This is a genomic window from Amycolatopsis sp. NPDC033938, from assembly GCF_055575975.1.
This window is the reverse complement of record NZ_JBVIRO010000026.1, coordinates 22788-38496: the sequence shown is the minus strand read 5'-3', so window position 1 is coordinate 38496 and position 15709 is coordinate 22788. Positions and strand designations below refer to the sequence as shown.

The following is a 15709-nucleotide window of genomic DNA, read 5'->3' as shown; positions in this document are numbered from 1 at the left end:
CTTGGTCCTCCGTTCACGAGAGCTTCCACCCTCAAGAACCGGCGGGCCACCCGGAACGTGACAGCTGCCGCGCGAGGAAGGCGAGTTTGTCCGGATTCGCGACCGACCGCAGCCCGGCGATCCGGCCGTCCACCACCTCGAACCCGGCGAACATGCCGGCGTACAGGCGCGCGACCTTCGCCGCACCCTGCACCGGACGCCGGGCCGCGGTGATCTTGCCCCCGTCGCTCGTCGGATCGGTTCAGCGCTCGCCGCGCCCGGCTGTGCAGCTGCCGCGAATTGACCTCGGACACGTCGAGGATCGCGGCGATCTCTCGATGGCTGTAGGCGAAGGCCTCCTTCAGCACGAACACCGCCCGCTCGACCGGGCTGAGCTGTTCCAGCAGCACCAGCATCGCCAGCGACACGGACTCCCGCTGCTCCGCCGTCTCCAGCGGACCGAGGGCGTCGTCCGAGGTCAGCACCGGTTCGGGCAGCCACGGCCCGACATGCCGTTCGCGTTGTGCCCTGGCCGAGGTCAGCCGGTTCAGGCAGAGGTTGGTGACCACCTTCGCCAGCCATGCCCGCGGCGACTCGATCGACTCACGCTCAGCGCCCGCTCACCGCAGGTAGGCGTCCTGGACGGCGTCTTCCGCCTCCGCCGCCGAACCGAGGAGGCGGTACGCGAGGCCGAACAGCCGAGGCCGCAGCCGCTCGAACCGCAGCGTCTCGTCGAGCGCGAAATCGTCGATCTTCAAGCCGCGCTCGCCCCAATCCCTGTCGGACACGATCTCCCGCTACGAATCCAGTCGAGTCCATTGTGGACGTCCCTGCGCCGGTGTCCCGCTGACCGGGATGGTCCGTACCTGATCGGCGCTGACGTCCACTGTGACTGTATCGGTACGAATGGAGCGTCCACGTCACCACCAAGAGAGGGGTCTGGAGTGACGTCACGTTCGTCGCGTTCGCGTGCTTCGATGTGCGCCGCGACCGTCATCACAGTGTTAGCGCTGATCACGGCGCCCGAAGCCGGCGCGGCACCGGCACCGGGCGCCGTCGGGTTCACCCCGGACAGATCCGGAAAGGACGTCGATGTCCGTGACACGGCGAGAACCAGCCCGCGTGTACTCGGCGCGCAGGCCCGGCTCTCGGCGTCGCGGGCGAACACCGTCGCGAAGGCACGCGCGGAACTGGGGAACCAGGCCCTGTTGGACTTCGACGAGCTGACCGGCACCCCACGCGTCCTCGCCCGCACCGACGGCTTCCTCACCGGACCGAGCGGGAAACCGGCCCGCGACATCGTGCTGGACTATCTGCGCGAACAGGAAGGACTCGTCGGCCTCAGTGCCGCCGATACCGCGAAACTGACCCTGCGCAAGGACTACGTCGACGTCGAAGGCACCCACCACCTCTCCTTCACCCAGACCGTCGGCGGGATTCCCGTGTTCGGCAACGGGTTGAAGGCGCACGTCACCAAGGACGGCAGGCTCATCCAGCTGGACGGCTCGCCCGTGCGCGACCTCCCCACCTCACTCGGCGCGGCCACGCTCGCCGCACCCGGACCGGACGCCGAGCAGGTCGCGTTCCTGACCGGCGACGGCATCCGTCCCGCCTGGTACCGGCTGGCCAAACCCGCCGCCGACAAGATGTTCCAGGAAGTGACCGACGCCGGCACCGGCAAGCTGCTCTACCGCAAGAACCTGGTGAACCACGCCAACGAAGCCAACGACGCCGCCGGCGCCAAAGGCCTCGCCTGGGAAGTCCAGCCGGGCCCGCAGAAACAGGTCAACCTGACCCAGAAGGGCTGGCTGCCCGCCGACGCCACCACCCTGGACGGCAACGTCGCGCATGTCGCCGCCGACGTCAACGGCGACCTGAAGTTCCAGCCACCGGAAGAGATCGGACCGAACACCGACGGCAGCTACCGCTACAAGTTCACCGACTTCAACGCCGTCGTCGGCCCGCCGTGCTCGGCGAGCAGGCCGTGCTCGTGGGACCCGAAGACGCCGGGTTCGTGGGCGAAGAACCGCGAACAGAACGCCGTACAGGCACTGGCCTACGTCGGGAGCTTCCACGACCACCTGGCCTCCTTCCCGATCGGCTTCACCCGCGAGGCGGGCAACTTCGAGAAGGTCGACGGCGACGCCGTACAGGTCCACACCCTGCTCGGCGCCCAGGAACCGGGCTACTACGACAACGCCTTCATGGGCACCCCGCCCGACGGGCAGGCCCCGACCATGGGGATGTTCCTGTTCCACGACCCCAGGGACCCCACGGACCCGTTCCTCGCGGCGAACTCCGCCGACGACGCCACGATCATCCACCACGAATACACCCACGGCCTGTCCAACCGGCTCGTCGTCGACGCGCAGGGCAACTCCACCCTGAACACCTTGCAGTCCGCCGCGATGGGCGAGGCCTGGAGCGACTGGTACGCCTTCGACTACCTCGCCGGCCGCAACGCGGTCAAGGACACCCCCGCGCCCGGTGAACTCCTCGGCGGCGACTACGTCAGCAACGGCAAACCCCTCGCCCGCACCCAGCCGCTGGACTGCCCGGTCGGCGCGGGCGCACCGCAATGCCCCGGCACCCCCGGAGCCGGACCCGGCGGTTACACCTACGGCGACCTCGGCCGGATCATCGGGTTCCCGGAGGTGCACGCCGACGGCGAGATCTGGGCCAGCACGCTGTGGGACGTCCGCTCGGTGCTCGGTGTGCCGCTGACGAGGGCGCTGGTCACCCGAGCGATGGAGCTTTCACCCGCGTCGCCGTCCTTCCTGGACATGCGGAACGCGATCCTGCAGGCCGACACGGTGATCAACGGCGGCCGCGCGCACGCCAAGCTGTGGAAGGCGTTCGCCGCCCGCGGCATGGGCTACTTCGCCGCGACGATCACCGGTGCCGACACCGCACCGGCGGAGGACTTCTCCACCCCGCCGCCTGCGGGCACCCCCACCGGGACCGTGACCGGCAAGGTCACCAACCGTGACGACGGCACCCCGATCGCGGGCGTCGCAGTCCGGTTCGGCGGCCACGACTCCGGTTTCGGCGGCTCGCTGTCCGCGGTCACCGACGCCAAGGGCGCCTACACCATTCCCTCGGTGCTCCCGGGCACCTATCCGAAGGTCTACGCCGACGGCGGCGGCGCGGACAGCGAGATCCGCACGGTCTCGGTCCGCTCCGGTACCACCACCGTCGACTGGGGGCTGCGGCTCAACTGGGCCTCCAGCGGCGCGGGTGCCGGCGTCACCGCGTTCAACGGAGAGGACTTCACCCAGTACGGCTGCGGGCCGGGTGACCTGCTGAAGTCCTCGGTGCTCGGTGGTGGCGGCTGGTCGACCGACAAGGTGGTCGGCCCGGACGGCACGATCGAGAAGCGGTTCGTCACGATCAAGCTGGCCAAACCGGTCACCGTGAGCGCCATCGAGATCGACCCGGCCAACACCTGCGGCGACGATCCGCCCGCCGCGGCCAAGGACGTCACCGTCGAAACCTCGGTGGACGGAACGACCTGGGTGAAGGCGGGCACCGGCGACTTCAAGCCGTCGGATCTCGGCAAGCTCACCGCACTCCAGCTCGCCCCGGGCAGCGCGACCGGTGTGCTGTTCGTGCGGCTGACCGTCTCGTCCAACCAGCTCTCGTTCTATCCGGACAAGGTCTGCTCGCCGCAGCCCTCCACGGCCGGCTGCCTGTACATGGACGTACAGCGGCTGGCGGTGCGGGGAGGCTCCGCCTGACCCGATGACCTGACCCGATGGTGCGGTCCGCGAGGGGTGAGGGACTCAGAGTCCCTCACCCCTCGCGGACGACCATCACGAGCCTCGGCAGCACCACCAGCCGCAACGGCTGCGCGTGAAGGCCCCCTTCCCTCGGCTGAGCCGAGGGAAGGGGGCCTTCACGCGCTCCCCACTCACGACTGCCGTGAGCGTAAGATCGCGATATCGGGGTAGAAACGTGCTCTCCGCGGAGCACGCGCACACGCGGTATCGCATGAACCGTCACTCCTTCCTTGCGAAGGAGTGTTCTGTGCGTCCCCACGTTCAAGGCCGGTCCCTCATCGAAGTGTGGCCCGCTCTCGCTGGGCTCTCGGCCGTGTTCCTGTTCGAGATGCTCGACAACTCGATCCTCAATCTCGCGTTGCCGACCATCGGCCGCGAGCTCTCCGCTTCGACGACCACCCTGCAATGGGTGACCGGGGCGTATTCCATCGTGTTCGGCGGGCTCATGCTCGCGTTCGGTGCGCTGGCCGACCGGGTGGGCAGGCGCAAGGTCATGCTCATCGGCCTCGTGCTGCTCGGCGTGGCCAGCCTGGCGACGGTGGTCGTCACCGCCGCGTGGCAGCTGATCGCCGTCCGGGCTCTCATGGGGGTCGCCGCGGCGATGACGACGCCCGGCTCGCTCGCCCTCGCGTTCCGCCTGTTCGACGAAGACGTGCTGCGCGTCCGCGCGACCACACTGATCTCGACGGTGGGCTTGGTCGGCCTCGCCATCGGCCCCATCCTCGGCGGGCTCGTGCTCGCCATCGCGCCATGGCAAGCACTGCTGCTGGTGAACGTGCCGGTCGCCGCGTTCGCCTTCCTCGGCATCCGCGCCGGTATCCCCGCCGACGATCCCGCCGGCCTGCACCGCGACCCGATCGACGTCGCGGGCGCCGTCCTGGGAACCGCGACCATCGTCCTCGCGCTCGTCGCCCCCACGCTCTTCGTCGAAGAAGGCGCCGCCTCGGCCCTGCCCTGGATCGCCACCGCGGCCGCGCTCCTCGCCGGAACCAGCTTCGTCCTCCGCGAGAAGACGGCCCGGCATCCGCTGCTCGACCTCGAACTCTTCGCCCGCCCCCTGGTGTCCAGTGGCCTGGCACTCAAAGGCGCCGCCGCGCTGGCCACCGCCGGACTCGGCTACCTGGTGACACTGCACCTGCAGCTCGGGATGGGCTGGGCGCCCGCGCAAGCCGCCATCGGGATGCTGCCGCAGGTCGTCGTCCTGATCGCCGGCGGTGCGCTCATCGGCCCCTTGATCACCCGCGTCGGCCTCACCAAGGCCGCCTGGCTCAGCGCCGCCGCGGTCGTGTGCGGACTCGCCGTCTACGCCGCGTTCGGCTGGCTGGGCTACGGGTGGATCGCCGTCGCGCTCGTCTTGGTCGCGGCGGGTATGCGCGTGGTCGGGGTCGTGGCGGGGACCAACGTGATGCGCGGCCTCCCACCGAACCGGACCACCATCGGCGCCGCGCTTGTCGACACCTCCAGCGAGGTCACCACCGGAATCGGCATCGCGCTGAGCGGCACCATCCTGGCTCTGGTCTTCCCCGGCGCCCTGACCGCCGCCCGGGAGTCGGCCGACTTCCTGAGGGCGACCACCTACGCGGGTCTCGCCCTGACCCTGCTGTCCGCGGCTCTTGTCGGCTTCGGCATCGTCCGCGGCCGACGCACCGAATAGCCGTGAAGGCCTCCTTCCCCACCCTCAAGGTAGGGAAGGAGGCCTTCACGGACTTACCGGAGGACTACAGCTTCGCGCACTGCCCGGCGGCCGGGCCGCGGACGGTGTTCTGCAGGTCGTAGTCCGTCGGAGCGGGGGAGTTGGCCGCGCACGCGAGAGGTCCGCCGATCGTGCTCGAGGTCAGCACCGGCCCCTTGTTGCCCGTCAACGCCACCGGCCCGCCGATCTCGGTCAGTTCGATCGACACCGGCCCGGTCGCCCCGGTGATCGCCACCGGACCGCCCACCTTCGTCCGGTCCAGCACGATCTGCGCCGCGCCGTTCGCGGTCAGCGGACCGGAGATCGTCCCGCCACGGACGATCAGGCTCGCGCCCGGCGCCACCGACACGGGACCCGACACTGTCGCACCGTCCACACAGGTCACCCCGTTCTGCACGGTCAGCGGGCCCTTGCGCTCGCCCGTGATCGTCTGTGTGCACGCCGCGTCGGGCTTGCCCAGCACCTCGAACTCCGACAGCGACGCCTCCCCGCCCGTGGTCGCGGTGACCTCGAGCCGGTAGTACGCGTAGTGCGCCGGATTCGCGATCTTGAACGCCCTCGTCTGCTGCCGCCACGCGAACTTCTGGTCGGTCCGCTGATCCGCGACCGCCCACGTCTTCCCGTCGTAGGAACCCTTCAGCACCCAGCTCTTCGCATCGCCCGCGCCCTTCCCGGACGTCAGCGTGTAGTAGGAACTCGCCTCCTTCGTCGAGGGCACCTGGTACTGGATCGGCGCCGTGACCTTCGCCTCGGTCCGCGACGTGTTGTCGAAGAACGCCGCGTCCGCGCCGGAGACCGGCTTGGTCAGGTCATGCGCCGGAGTCGGCACCGCGTCGCCCTTGGTGATCGACTTCGGCGCGTCGTCCGGGCCGGTACCCCACGACGACGGGTTCGGGCCCATGTCGAAGTCGAGCGTCCCGCCATTGGCGATCGCCGCATGCGCCAGCGACGTCGAGGTCTGCGCCTTGCCGTTCACCTTCAGGCCCTGCACGTAGACGTTCTTCGCACTGTTCTTCGGCGCGTTGACCACGATCTTCTTGCCACCCGGCAGGTTCACGGTCGCCTTGGTGAACAGCGGCGAACCGATCGCGTAATCCGAGCTGCCGACCTGCAACGGGTAGAAGCCCAGCATGCCGAACAGCCACCACGCCGACTGCTCGCCGTTGTCCTCGTCACCGCCGTAGCCCTGGCCCAGCTCACTGCCGACGTACAGCCGCGACAGCGCCTCGCGGACCTTCGCCTGCGTCTTCGACGGCTGACCCGCGTAGTCGTACATGTAGAGCGTGTGATGCGCGGCCTGGTTCGAGTGCGCGTACATCCCCATCCGCACGTCCCGCGCCTCGGTCATCTCGTGGATGACCCCGGGGTAGGTGCCGAACTTGAGCCCCTGCTCGGGTTTGGCGAAGAACTCGTCCAATTTGGACGCCAGCCCCGCCTTGCCGCCGTAGAGGTTCGCCAGGCCCTGACCATCCTGCGGAACTGAGAACCGCATGCCGTACGCGTTGGTCTCGGTGTAGTCGATACCCCAGACCTCCGGGTCGAACTGCTCCTTGCTCCGGGTGAACTTGCCCGCCGCGTCACGGCCCTGGAAGAAGCCGACACTCGGGTCGAACACGTTCACGTACTGCGTGGCCCGCTCGGTGAAGTACCCGTAGTTGTCCAGGTATTCCTGTTTGCGCGGGTCATTCGCCGGAGCCTCGTCGTAGAGCTTCTTCGACATGTTCGCGATGGCGTTGTCGTTGACGTAGCCCTCGATCGCCCACGAGAAGCCGTGGTCCGCGGTGTTCGGCGCGTAGCCGAGGAACGTGCCCTCGTCGATGCCCTTCCGGCCGACCGCGCCGTTGGGCGGGGTCACCGTCGCGTTCTTGATCGCCGAGTCGTAGGCCGACTGGACGTCGAATCCCTTGACCCCCTTGAGATAGGCGTCGGCGAACGCGGCGTCCGAACTCGTGCCGGTCATCAGATCCGCGTAACCGGGGGAGGACCAGCGCGAGATCCAGCCCCCGTCGCGGTACTGCTGGACGAAACCGTCGACCAGCTTTCCGGTGGTGTCCGGGCTGAGCAGCGAATACGCCGACCACACCGTGCGATAGGTGTCCCAGAACCCGTTGTTGACGAAGAACTCGCCGTCGACCAGCTTCGCGCCGGTCTGGGTCGGGGTGTCCTGGCCGGTTTTCGGCGACACCGGGCTCGCGTACTTCTTCACCGGCTTCTCGACCGTGCCGACGTTCTCGAAGCCCGAGTTCGGGTACAGGAACAGGCGGTACAGGTTGGAGTACAGCGTGATCAGCTGATCCTTCGACGCGCCCTCGACCTCGATGACCTTGAGCTTCTCGTCCCACGCCTGCTGCGCGGTGTCCGCGACCGATTCCAGCGTCGCGTTCGGGGCGAGCTCCTGCTCCATGTTCTTCTTCGCCTGATCGACGCTGATCAGCGAGGTCGCGATCCGCATGTTCACCGTCTTGTCGGTACCCGCGTCGAACTTCAGGTAGCCGAGGACGTTGTCCCGCTTCTGGTCACCCGAACCGGTCGACAGCTTCGAACCGGCGGTCACCGGCCTGTCGAAGGTGGCGTAGACGAACATCCGGGTCGCACCGGCCGACAGCCCGCTCTTGACGTCGCTGTATCCGGTGATGGCCCGGCCCGCCGGGTCGAGGGTGAGCCCACCGTTGTTGTTGACGTTGTCGAAAATCAGGTTCGAGTCCGCGCCGGGGAACTTGAAGCGGTACAGCGCCGCGTGATCGGTCGGCGCGACCTCCGCCTTGATCCCGTTCTCGAAGTCGACACCGTAGTAGTGCGCCCGCGCCGTCTCGTTCGAGTGCTTGAACGGCAGTTTCCGCGCCTCACGGTCCGGATTCGGCACACCCGCCGCGGTCGAGGGCAGGAACTGGAAGGTCTGCCGATCGGCCATCCACGGGCTCGGCGCGTGGCTCGCGGAGAACGCCTGCAGCGCCGGGAGGTTCTGCTCGTTGTTGCGCGAGTGGTAGGAGTACATCCAGCTCAACGTGCCCGCGTCGGTCGTGGGGATCCAGAAGTTGAACCCGTGCGGCACCGCGGTCGCGGGCATGTTGTTGCCCCGCGAGAACGACCCGTTCGACAGCGAACCGCGCGTGGTCAGCACGTTGTCGGACGGGCGCAGGCTCGCCGGCGGCGTCGGGGTCGCCGAGACCTTGATGTCGTCCAGCCAGCCCTGCAGCGAACCCGGCCCGTCGGCGTTGTCGTAGCCGACGAGGATCCGGTCGATCGTCTTGCCCTTCGCGACCACGCCGATCTGCGAGCGCACCAGGTTCCACTGGTTGGTGTAGAGCACCTTGCTCGCACCCTGCCCCTGCGGCGAAAGCCCGAAACCGTACTGATCGACCGCGCCGAGCTGGCTCAGGTACGTGCCGTCGGTGAACGCCAGATCCACCGCGACGTTCGTGCTCGGGTACTTCAGGTCGCCGCGGATGAACTCCGGCTGCACCTTGTACGACAGCTCCGAGGTCGCGGCCACCGGGATGTCGACGTCGAAGATCTTGTTGTAGGACCAGCCATGCCCCTGCGCCTTGTGGCTGCCGGAGTAGCGGAACGCGCGCAGACCGGTGAACCCGACCCGGTTCTTGCTGGTGTACCCGCTGCCCGGACCGCTGTCGGCGAAGCTGCGCATATTCGGCAGCGCCGGCGGGGCGGGATCCTCGTTGGCCAGCAGCAGCTCCGAAAGCTGCATGATCGGGCCGCCGTTGTTCTTGGTGACATCGAGCCGGAAGTACTTGTACGCCGCACTCGCGGCCGCGAGGCGGTACTCCTTCGTCTGGAACGGCTCACTGAACTTCTGCCCGGCCTGCTTGTCCAGCTCAGTCCAGGCCTGGCCGTCGTTCGAGCCCTGGAGCGTCCAGTCCTGCGGGTTGCGGTTGTCGAAATCGTTGGCCGACGACAAGGCGTACCGCGTGATCGACGTCGGCTCCGACAGCGTGACCTGCGCCCAGCCGGTCGGCGTCCACGCCAGCCACTTGGTGTCGGTCGAACCGTCCACCAGGTTCGACACCCCCTCGTTCGGGGTGTTCTCACTGTTGGCGGAGGTCTCGGTGACCTTGCCGCGGATGTCACCGGGGATGGTGGTGGCGTTCGCGCCGTCGACGCCGAACGCCTTCGGCTTGCCCGACGGATCGGTGTCGACGGTGTCGCTCCACGTCGGCTGCGGTTCGCCCGGCTCGAACGAGGAGTAGAAGTCCGAGGGGAGGTCTTCGGCCGCGGCGGTGGCGGGCAGGGCTACCAGCCCGGACGCCACGACCGTGGCACTCAGAAGGCTGCAGACCCAAGGTCTGACGCTTCGGGGCATCGTTGCACCAATGCTTTCTCGCGGGGGCATGCGGGGCGCCGCACAGGCGGGGGACCGGTGGCGCCAAGAGAGAAAAACTCGCGTGTGACATCGATGTCAAGACACCCGGACAAACCTGACCCGAACTGGACAACCTCCGCTGCCGGCGAAACCTGGTGGACAACCCGCCGAGGCCGGGCCAGGGTGAATGGGCAACTGAAGCCGATCCGGGAAACTGGGGTGGGGAAATGCGGCGGTTGTCCATGCTCGGCGTGGCAGCGCTCATCACGGCAGGCTCGATACTCACGGCTCCGGCGGCCACCGCCGGTGAAACGACTTTCCGCCCGGCGCGCGCCTGCGGCGAACTGGTACGGACCTACGACGTTCCCGGCGCGGTCACCCATGTCGAGACCGCGACCGTGGTGCCCGCGACGGCGACCGAACCGGAGAACTGCGACGTCCGCGGCTACGTAGAACCCGCGGTGCGGTTCCAGCTCCGGTTGCCGACCAAGACCTACGCGGGCCGCTATCTGCAGTTCGGCTGTGGCGGCTTCTGCGGCATGGTCAACACCCCGCCGTTCGCCGACTGCGGCCTTCCGCACGGCGGCGACGTCGCGGTCGCGGCCACCGACGACGGTCACATCGGCAAGACCCCGTCGGTGTTCGACGACGGCAAGTGGGCCGAGAACGACCAGGCCGCCCGCGACGACTTCGCCTTCCGCGCGCCGCACGTGGTCTCGAAGGCGTCCAAACGCGTGATCTCGGCGTTCTACGGCGCCCCGCCGAAGAAGTCCTACTTCAGCGGATGCTCCGACGGCGGCCGCGAAGCACTGCTGCTGGCGCAGCGCTACCCGCACGACTTCGACGGCATCATCGCCGGCGCACCCGCCGGATACTGGGGCCCGCTGCTCGGCGTCTACCAGACGTGGCTGGCCAAGGTGAACACCGGCGCCGACGGCAAGCCGATCCTGACCGCCGACAAGCTCCCGGCGCTGCACACAGCCGCACTGTCCTCGTGCGACAAGTCCGACGGACTCGGCGACGGCGCCATCGACGACCCGCGGACCTGCCGCTTCGACCCGGCCACCATCGCCTGTCCGCCGGGTACCGACAACGCCGGCTGCCTCACCGCGGCACAGGTCGAGGCCACCAAGAAGATCTACGCGCCGCCGACCGACGAACGGGGCCGCAAGCTGTACCCCGGCGGGCAGACCGTCGGCTCCGAACTCTCCTGGTACGGCTGGATCATCCCGGCGCCGGAGGCCGGTGGCGTTCCCGTCGCGCAGGCGCTCGCCGACAACTACCTGAAGTACATGGCCTACCCGATCGGGACACCGCATTCGTCGGTCGAGAAGTTCGCCTTCACCGCCCGCGAATTCGACCGGCTGACCCCGGAAGGCGTCCGCTCCAACGCGATGTCGACCGACCTTGGCGAATTCCGGCGCTCCGGCGGGAAACTCGTGATCTGGCACGGCTGGGCGGATCAGGCGATCCCCGCGGCCGGGAGCGTCGACTACTACCAGCGTCTCGCGCGTGCCAACGGCGGTCTCGCCGCGACGAGTAATTGGGCGCGCCTGTTCATGGTGCCCGGCCTCTACCACTGCGCGACCGGCGACAAGCTCACCGAGTACGACCCACTGAAGGAACTGGTCTCCTGGGTCGAACGCGGCACCGCACCGGACCGGACGATCGCCACCGGCCGCGACGCCGACGGCAAGGTCTTCCGCACCCGGCCGGTGTTCCCGTACCCGCTGCAGGCCAAGTACGACGGCACCGGAAGCGTCGACGACGCCGCGAACTTCGTTCCCGTCCCGCCGTCGCGGCCTTCGCACGACATCGTGAACTGGGCGGGGAGCGACCTGTACGGGAAAGCGGGTCCGGTGGCTCCCTGAGGTGCTCGGCGGTACCGCGTGAAGGCGTCAGGAGAGAACGCCGTCCAGCAGCCGTACCCGCCGGTCCGCGATCCGGTGCACGTCGTCGTCGTGCGTCGCCACGATGACCGCCGCGCCCTCCTCGGCGCAGCGCCGCAGCAACCGCAGCACCCGCGGCGTGCTCCCCGCGTCCAGGTGCGCCGTCGGTTCGTCGGTCAGCAGCACCCGAGGCCGCCCGCTGACCGCTCTGGCGAGCGCGACCCGCTGCTGCTGCCCGAACGAGACTTCCAGCGGATAACGGTCGCCGAGCTCCCCGATCCCGAGTTCCTCGAGCAGTTCCGAAACCCGTGCGTGAATGTCCTTCGCGCTGGGTTTGGGGATGTCGGACCGGAGCCGCAAGGGCAGCGCCACGTTCTCCGCGATCGTCAGTTCGTTCGCGAGGCCGAGTGCCTGGGGCAGGACGGCGCAGGTGTGCCATGGCGGCGCGCCCGCTATCGGGACGCCGTCCAGCGAGACGCTGCCGGAATCGGGTGAGTCGAAGCCGCACAACAGCGCCAGCAGCGCGCTCTTGCCGGAACCGGACCGGCCGGAGACGGTGACCAGCTCGCCGGCGGCCACACTCAGTTCGAGTCCGCGCAGGACTTCGACGTCGCCGCTGGGATGAGGGAACCGGCGGCGCAACCCGACGGCCTCGATGGCGGGTTCCACCGTCACGGCATGACCTCCGGTTCTTCGACGCCCTGAAGGGTGCCCTTGTGCATCCGCGCGACACGGCTGCCGAGTGCGATCAGCCGGTCGTCGTGCGAGGCGACGATGACGGCGAAATCCTGATCCGCCAGGTATTTCAGCGTGTCGAGCACCAGGTCGGCCGATCCCTCGTCCAGTTGGGACGTCGGTTCGTCGGCGAGGACGACGGTCGAGCGCCTTGCCAGTGTGCAGCCGAACGCGAGCCGCTGCTGCTGCCCGCCCGACAGTGCCGAGATCCGCCAGCCACCGGTACCGCCCAGCCCCAGCTGTTCGAGGATGTCGTCCGGCAGGCATTCGGTTCCGGCGGACTCCGCCGCCGCGCGGAGATTGTCGGCGACGCTCAGATACGCGAGCAGGTTGTCGGTCGGGTTCTGGAACACCAGGCCGAGGTGATTTCTCCGCAGGGCGCGCCGGTCGCGGTGCCGCAGTTTGCCGGTTTCGGTGCCCTGGAAGGAGATCGTGCCCCGGGCGGGCTGTTCGAACAGGCCGAGCGTCCGCAGCAGGGTCGACTTGCCGGAACCGGACGGGCCTGCCAGCACGGTGATCCCGCGCGCGGGGATGTCGATGGTGACGTCGTCGACCCCGGTGACGGTGCCTGCCGGCGTCTGGTAGTCGACGCCGATGCCGCTCAGCCGGAAGATCGGTTTCTCAGGCACGGATCAACTCCGCGGTCCGGGCGGTGCGCACCGAGCGCATCGCGATCCAGCCGGCCAGCGCCACGACGAGCACCCCGACGGCCAGTACGGTCAGTGCGAACGGGGTCGGGTTGGGCAGCGCCGACCTCGGCGCGAGGAACGTCGCCGGATCGAAGCGTGGCACCGAAAGACCGGCGACCGAGATCCCGCAGGCGACCCCGACGACCACGGCGAGCCCGCTCAGCGCGCCCAGTTCCATCAGATGACTCGCCAGCAGGGCGCGCGGCCGCATCCCCATCCGCAGGACCAGCGCCCCGGCCAGTGCGTTCTGGCGTCTGCGGACCTCGACCGCGACCAGCAGGGACAGCACCGCCACCACCCCGAGCACGGCGCCGAGCAACGCCATGAACGAGAAGGTCCACGACACGACGTAGAACGGGAGCGCGTCGAGTGCCGATTCGCGGGTGATGCGGTTGGGTTGCGTGATCCCGGCCGTGATCAGCGCCTCGGTCAGCCGCGCCACCGGCGAGGCGGACAGCAGGCTCCACTTGGGTACCGCGGTCAGTTGCGCCGGGCTGAGCGATTCCCGCGAGATCACATATCCGGCCTTGGTGCCGATGATCGGGAACATCGGCAGTTCGCCGACCGTCCTGGCGTCGCCGAGCCCCGCGGGCAGCGCCGCTTTCTGGGCGGCGTCGTCGCCGATCCGGATCGCGGGGACGCCCGCGCCCGGCGTCGACAACCGCCCCAGGAGGGTGTCGACCTCGTCGGCGGACAGCGGGCCGAGCGCCGCACCACGCCGGAACGTCTTCGGATCCACGACCAGGACGACACTGCCCGTGCCGGTCAGCTCGCCGACCACCGTGCTGCTGCCGCTGATCTCCGGCGGCAGCGGCGTCTTGCCGGTGCCGACGACGCTTTCGGTGTCCACCCGGGTTTCGGCGCCGACGAAGATCGCCGACTTGGTGTGCAGTGCCTCCTCCTGGCCGCGGGCGATCCCGATACCGGTCGCCAGCGTGCCGATGGCCAACGTGCCGATCACGAGCACACCGGTGACCGGGGCGCGGGCGCTGGCGAGCCGCCGGATCGCCAGTTGCAGCGCCGGCCGCGACCACAGCCGCGCGCGATGTGAAGCGTGCAGCGCGAGCCAGGCCAGCCGGGCAGCGAGCAGGCCGACGGTGAGCACGACGAACACCGGGTAGGTGAGCGCGAGCGGGTCGACCTGGGGGAGCGGGTTGCCGATCCTCGACCCCTTCCCGTAGTCGACGAGCCGGTTCCAGCCCAGCAGCGCCACCCCGGCGGTGAGCAGTTCCCACGGGAAGATCGCCAGGAGCTTCACGCCCTTGCGGCGCCCGGACCGGATCCGGCCCAGTTCGAACTCCCGATGCGTACGGACGGCGATCACGCCTGCCAGCAGCGCGAGCGACGCGAGCAGAATCGCGGCCGCGACGAGGGAACCCACCAGCTGCGCTCCGCCGTCCGGTTCGCCCGGTGGTCCGTAGACGCCGAGGAGCAGCCGGGCGAGTACCGCTCCCGCCACCCCTCCGACGAGGATGGGCAGCCCGAGTTCGGCGACCGCGAGCAGGCCCAGTGCCGCAGGTCCGCTGCCGCGGGCCGAGAGCAGCCTGAGCTGGGCGTGCCGTCGCTGATGCCACTGCAGCGCGACCGTACCGATCCCGGCGCAGCCGACCAGGACGCTGATCGCCGCCAGCGGCAGGATCGAGACGAGGACGTTCGACTCGGCCTGATTGCTGATCACCACGGACCGCTCGAACGGCAGCGACCCGACGATCGCGTCACCCAGACCGCGGGCACCGAGATCCGCCTGTACGTCGGCGATCAGCGCCTTGGATCGTTCGAGCAGGTCTTCGGCCTCGCTGAGCGTCTTCGGCGGTGTCTCGTAGAACGACAGGTACAGCGTCTTGATGACGGGCAGGCCCACGGTGCGGACGGCGTCGTCGAAAGTCTTGGCGTCGGTGGCGAACATGACCGAGTCGACGGGGTCGTTGGCGAGGCGGTCGACCACGGCGTTCCGCTGCTGTGAGCACCACCAGCGCGGCGCCGGATCGGGCAGGTCGCGGTACAGCCCGGTCACCGGGGGAAGCGCGGCGCCCTGGAACTTCGGCGTGGTGCCGACGCCGATCCCCTGCGCGCCGGCGACGACGGTGCCGAGCCACAGCCCCGGGTCACGCGAGCCGCCCGCCGGCTCGAGATGGTCCAATCCAGCCCGGTCCCGATAACCCAGAGTGACCTTGTAATTCGGGTCACCGTTGAATTCGGTGCCACGGATCACCTGCGTATAGCGCGAAGTGACCGGAGCGCCGAAACCGTGCGCCGGGGCATGCCGCTGGACCGCTGCGATCACTTCGGGGGCGGCGCCGACGGGAACGTTCCCCTTGCTGAAGACCGGGCCGTAGCTGTCCGGGCAGGCGATCCCGGACTGGTACGTGACGGCCGCGCCGCCTGCCGCGGAGGCCTGCAACACGGCCGCGGTGCCCAGGAAACAAGCCAGCAACGCGGTCACCGCCGCGATGATCAACGTCAGCGGGCTGGTCAACGCCGCCCGCGGAGCCGCTCGCCACGGCATCGTCACCCTGGGCCCGCCGGGAGCCCCCCACCTCACCCGCATGGACACGCACGCTACCGGTCAGCGCGGTTCGGCGACAGAAAGAAATCACCGTTTGTTGCTGACGTGAAGTAAGGCTTGG

Annotated in this window: 7 protein-coding genes and 1 pseudogene; 3 read left to right on the top strand and 5 right to left on the bottom strand. The window is 69.1% G+C overall.

The genetic code is table 11. The annotated features are described in order from the left end of the window. Positions 1-31: 31 nt before the first annotated feature. Positions 32-731, bottom strand: a pseudogene (locus ACZ5ZX_RS38145) (sigma-70 family RNA polymerase sigma factor). A gap of 249 nt (positions 732-980) precedes the next feature. Here ACZ5ZX_RS38145 and ACZ5ZX_RS38140 point away from each other — a divergent pair. Together ACZ5ZX_RS38140 and ACZ5ZX_RS38135 are read left to right on the top strand one after the other, a co-directional pair. Next, a complete protein-coding gene (locus tag ACZ5ZX_RS38140; RefSeq protein WP_465506856.1) occupies positions 981-3716 on the top strand; it encodes a M36 family metallopeptidase in 2736 nt (911 codons plus the stop codon). 289 nt (positions 3717-4005) lie between these two features. Next, on the top strand, positions 4006-5412 hold the full coding sequence (locus tag ACZ5ZX_RS38135) for an MFS transporter (protein ID WP_465506855.1): 1407 nt from the start codon (positions 4006-4008) through the stop codon (positions 5410-5412). A 64-nt stretch (positions 5413-5476) separates the two neighbouring features. Here ACZ5ZX_RS38135 and ACZ5ZX_RS38130 read toward each other — a convergent pair whose 3' ends face one another. Next, entirely contained in the window at positions 5477-9769 is a 4293-nt protein-coding gene (locus tag ACZ5ZX_RS38130) for a GH92 family glycosyl hydrolase (protein WP_465506854.1), read from the bottom strand. A 227-nt stretch (positions 9770-9996) separates the two neighbouring features. Here ACZ5ZX_RS38130 and ACZ5ZX_RS38125 point away from each other — a divergent pair, with 227 nt between their 5' ends. Beyond that, entirely contained in the window at positions 9997-11640 is a 1644-nt protein-coding gene (locus ACZ5ZX_RS38125) for a tannase/feruloyl esterase family alpha/beta hydrolase (protein ID WP_465506853.1), read from the top strand. Between the two features lie 27 nt (positions 11641-11667). Here the strand turns inward: ACZ5ZX_RS38125 and ACZ5ZX_RS38120 are convergent, their stop codons facing one another. From ACZ5ZX_RS38120 to ACZ5ZX_RS38110, 3 genes are read right to left on the bottom strand one after another with little or no spacing between them, the layout of a single operon-like run. Beyond that, complete coding sequence (locus ACZ5ZX_RS38120; protein WP_465506852.1) at positions 11668-12333, bottom strand: ABC transporter ATP-binding protein; 666 nt, start codon at positions 12331-12333, stop codon at positions 11668-11670. Further along, on the bottom strand, positions 12330-13022 hold the full coding sequence (locus ACZ5ZX_RS38115; protein WP_465506851.1) for an ABC transporter ATP-binding protein: 693 nt from the start codon (positions 13020-13022) through the stop codon (positions 12330-12332). Before ACZ5ZX_RS38115 ends, ACZ5ZX_RS38120 begins: the two co-directional genes overlap by 4 nt. Beyond that, a complete protein-coding gene (locus tag ACZ5ZX_RS38110) occupies positions 13015-15588 on the bottom strand; it encodes an ABC transporter permease (protein WP_465506908.1) in 2574 nt (857 codons plus the stop codon). Before ACZ5ZX_RS38110 ends, ACZ5ZX_RS38115 begins: the two co-directional genes overlap by 8 nt. Between the last annotated feature and the right edge of the window lie 121 nt (positions 15589-15709).